The 4,011-nt window shown below is 72.0% G+C and carries 4 protein-coding genes; 3 read left to right on the top strand and 1 reads right to left on the bottom strand.

The window, feature by feature from the left end:
• The first annotated feature begins 143 nt into the window (after positions 1-143).
• The 3 genes from ACZ6KY_RS42090 (at position 144) to ACZ6KY_RS42080 (ending at position 3,523) form a co-directional block, all read left to right on the top strand.
• Positions 144-1,097, top strand: a complete 954-nt coding sequence (locus ACZ6KY_RS42090) for a PP2C family protein-serine/threonine phosphatase (RefSeq protein WP_469315521.1) — start codon at positions 144-146, stop codon at positions 1,095-1,097.
• A 375-nt stretch (positions 1,098-1,472) separates the two neighbouring features.
• On the top strand, positions 1,473-2,813 hold the full coding sequence (locus ACZ6KY_RS42085) for a transcriptional regulator (RefSeq protein WP_469315520.1): 1,341 nt from the start codon (positions 1,473-1,475) through the stop codon (positions 2,811-2,813).
• A 164-nt stretch (positions 2,814-2,977) separates the two neighbouring features.
• Positions 2,978-3,523 (top strand): NUDIX domain-containing protein, encoded by a 546-nt coding sequence (locus tag ACZ6KY_RS42080; protein ID WP_355839735.1) that lies wholly within the window; start codon positions 2,978-2,980, stop codon positions 3,521-3,523.
• A 30-nt stretch (positions 3,524-3,553) separates the two neighbouring features.
• Here the strand turns inward: ACZ6KY_RS42080 and ACZ6KY_RS42075 are convergent, their stop codons facing one another.
• Positions 3,554-3,811 (bottom strand): hypothetical protein, encoded by a 258-nt coding sequence (locus ACZ6KY_RS42075; RefSeq protein ID WP_469315519.1) that lies wholly within the window; start codon positions 3,809-3,811, stop codon positions 3,554-3,556.
• Positions 3,812-4,011 lie beyond the last annotated feature (200 nt).

Genomic DNA, 4,011 nt, shown 5'->3' with positions numbered 1-4,011 from the left:
GTTTCACCCGGGGGGGGGGCGGAGGCGACAGACGCGGCGGCCTCGCCCACCGGGTCCGGCGCAGCGGCGGCCGCCCGCCGCTGCGCCGGGCGGTGAACCTGGGGCTGCCCGCGGTCTGGGGCGCGCTGGCGATCTCGTACAAGATGGCCTGTCCGCTCGCGCAGCAGAACGGACTCGGCGCCCGCATCGTCACCAGCGCGGTCTTCTTCGCGGTCGGCGCCGGTCTGATACTCCACGTCAGAAGAACGCTGCTGCGCGAGCTCCGGCAGATCCGCAAGGTCGCGGGGGCCGCCCAGAACGTTCTGCTGCGCCCGCTCCCACCGCGCATCGACGGGCTGAACCTCGCCGCGGCCCAGCTCTCCGCGGACCACGGCGCGAGCATCGGCGGCGATCTGTACGAGGCGATCGCCACCGAACACGGGGTGCGGGTCGTGATGGGGGACGTCCGGGGGCACGGACTCGGCGCCATCGGGACCGTCGCGGCCGTCCTCGGCAGCTTCCGCGAGGCCGCGCACGACGAACCCGAACTCGGCGACGTACTCAGAAGACTCGACCGGGCGCTGGCCCGGCATCTGCGCGGGCGGGACCGGGCCGAGCATCTCTCGGCCGGGCTCGACCCCGACAGCCCGGCCGCCGAGGAGTTCGTGACCGTCCTGCTGCTGGAGATCCGCGGCGACGGCGAGGTGTACGCCCTCAACTGCGGCCATCCCTGGCCCTATCTGCTCGGCAGGGGCTGCGTCCGGCCTCTCGTCCGTGCCGAACCGCTGCCCCCGCTCGGGCCGTTCCCGCTGCCGGCCGGTCTCCCGGCCGAGCCCTGCGGCCAACTCCGGCCCGGCGAGGGGCTCTTCCTGCACACCGACGGTGTCGAGGACGCACGAGACCCCCAGGGGCGGTTCTTTCCGCTGCTCCCTGCGCTCGCGGCGGCCGTCCGCGACGGGCCCGTCGTGCCGCAGGCGGTGCTGCGCGCGGTCTTCACCGGGCTGCTGCGCCACACCGGCGGGCGGCCCGACGACGACGTGGCCCTTCTGGTGCTGCACAACGACCGGCGGCCCGTCGCCCTGAAACAGGGCCGCGCGTCCCAGCACGTGCCTCGCTAGAGACGGCGGCCTACCGCTCCGCGTCCCGGAGGCGACCGGCCACGGGACCCGCACCCGGACGACCGGGGTCCCGCGGTCGCCCCGGCCGGGCCGGCTCTGCCGTCCGCCCGGCCACGGAGTGTCGGGCAGGCGGCCGGGCGGACGGCGCGGAGCGGGCCGCCGTACTGTACGAGGGGGAGCCGGCGGCCCGGCCGGCCTCTTGCGAGGCATTTCAGTCAACCGGCACGAAACTCTCCGCGACAGCGCGCGTACAACGCGGATACGGGCATTCCCATCACACCCCGTGTGAAAGGGGACGCACTACTCTCTCTGGTGCGGTCGGGCACGGTCGGTCACGACCGCGCCGTCGGCAACGAGCCACTCGGGGGGCCTCCCATGCAGCCCAACACTCTGCTCGACGCGATCCTCGACGAGGCGGGCATCTCGCACGCGGGACTCGCCGCCCACGTCAACCAGGCGGGGCGGGCGCGCGGTCTCGCGCTGCGCTACGAACACACCGCCGTGGCACGGTGGTTGAAGGGCCAGCGACCGCGCGGCCAGGTGCCCGACCTGATCTGCGAGGTGCTCGCGGCACGACTGCACCGGCCCGTCACGCTCGACGACATCGGCCTCGGGGTCCCCGGCGAACCCGCCACCCCGCACGCCGGATCGCTCTCCGGCTTCGTCGAGCGCGCCACCGCCCTGTGGCGCTCCGACGAGCAGCAGCGCCCGCACATACTCGGCGCCCCCGCCGTCACCGGCACGCCCGCGGTGATGCCCGTGTGGGAGTGGGAGAACCCGCCCGAGGACGTGGACGTCTCACGCGGCGGCCGCCATCACGTCAGCATGGCCGACATCGAGATGCTGCGCGCGGCGCGGGCCCACTACGAGCAGATGTACCGCAAGGCCGGCGGCATAGCGACGCGCACCCGGATCGTCGGCTTCCTCAACTCCGAGACCGCGCCCCTGCTGCGCGGCGGCTACACCGACGCCACCGGCCGTCAACTCCACCGCGCCACCGGCGGGTTGGTGGCCATCGCGGGCATCTGCGCCTACGACTCCGACGCGCACGGGCTCGCCCAGCGCTACTTCCACCAGGCGTTGCGCCTGGCGAAGGCCAGTGGGGACAGGGGACTTGGCGCGTACGTCATAGCTCTGCTCGTCAACCAGTCGCTGTTCATGCGCGAGTACCGGCAGGCGGTCGCCTTCGCCGAGGCCGCGCTGCGGGCCGCTGGACGCCACATCACCCCGGCGCTCGCATCCGACCTCTACGCGATGCAGGCCAAGGCGTACGCACACCTCGGCGACGGCAGCAGCGCGCTGTCCTGCATACGGCGTGCCGAACAGGCCGCCGAGCGCATCCGGCGCGGTTACGAGCCCGACGAGACCGGCTATGTCCAGCCGGGACTGGTCAACGTACAGGTGGCGGAGGCACTGCTCAGCCTCGGTGACCTGGCGGCAGCCGCGGAGCACGCCGCGGCGGCCGTCGACACTCCGGCGCACGACCGGGGGCGCGTGCACCGGCTGGCCATGCTCAGCCAGATCGAGCTGCGCCAGGGCAACGCCGACAAGGCGGTGGCGACAGCCGTCCAAATGGCCGAGCAGGCACGGGGAATGGAGTCCCAGCGGCTGCGCGACAGACTTCGCGCGGTACGCGAGCATCTGGTGCGCAGCGGTTGCGCGGGCACGACCGAGGCCGCTGAACTCATCGACGGCGCACTGCGTGTACCGCTGTAGGGAGCACCCCGGAAAGCCGCGTCACGAGCCGCACCGGAACGCCGGCCACCGTTCCGCCTGAACCTGTTCACCGCCACCGCGCTGCGCCCCGACCCCTGTGAGCCCTGCTGTCAGGACGCCGCTGCTGCGATATTGCCATCTACTCGGCGGAAGGTGGCAGAACCGTGCAGTGGACGAAACAGAACGAACAAACTGTGTATGAAAACCGCTGGTTCAGCGTCAATCTCGCAGATGTGGAGCTGCCGGACGGACGGCATCTCGATCACTTCCTGATCCGGCTGCGGCCCGTCGCCGTGGCCACGGTGGTGAACGAGGCCAACGAGGTACTGCTCCTGTGGCGGCACCGCTTCATCACCGACAGCTGGGGATGGGAGCTGGCGGCGGGCGTCGTGGAGGACGGCGAGGACATCGCCGCCGCGGCGGCCCGCGAACTGGAGGAGGAGACCGGTTGGCGGCCGGGACCCCTGCGGCATCTGATGAGTGTCGAGCCCTCCAACGGGCTCACCGACGCCCGGCATCACATCTACTGGGCCGACGAGGGTGAGTACATCGGACACCCTGTGGACGACTTCGAGTCCGACCGCCGGGAATGGGTTCCCCTGAAACTCGTTCCCGACATGGTCGCCCGCGGCGAGGTCCCGGCCGCCAACATGGCTGCCGCGTTGCTCCTCCTCCACCATCTCAGGCTGGGGCAGGACGCGTTGCCCTGATCGGTTCCCCCCCTCACAGCTCCCTGGGGTTCAGTGGCCCAGAGCCTGCCAGACCGCGACGGCCAGTGCGCCCACGGCCGCGACGACGGCGACGGTGGGCAATGGCCAGCGGGTGTGTTCCAGCGCGATGATCCGTGTGCTGAGGTCATCCAGATCCTTGGCCGTCTGGTCGTCGCGCTGAGTGAGCAGTGCCAGGCCTCCCTCGATGCGGGTGAACCCCACTTCGAGAGACCGGCGTAACTCCGCGAGTTCCTTCGGCGCCACGGGATGCTGGGGGTCGGCGGTCACGAGTCCGCTCCTTTCCGTAGTCGGCACATCCCTTGTCCGTGCACGGAAAGTCAACTCGCCTGGTGGGCGCGTGGGGAGCGTGTGCGCGCGGCATATGCGGGCCCGGCGCGCACACGGCGTGTGAATGGCGGGGGGGGGGGGGGGGGGAAAAAGGGCCGAGTTCGCCCCACCCCCCCCCCCTCCCCAGACCGCCCCTCCTT

Source organism: Streptomyces sp. NPDC042002, from assembly GCF_055588305.1.
This window is presented reverse-complemented; position numbering and strand designations above follow the sequence as displayed.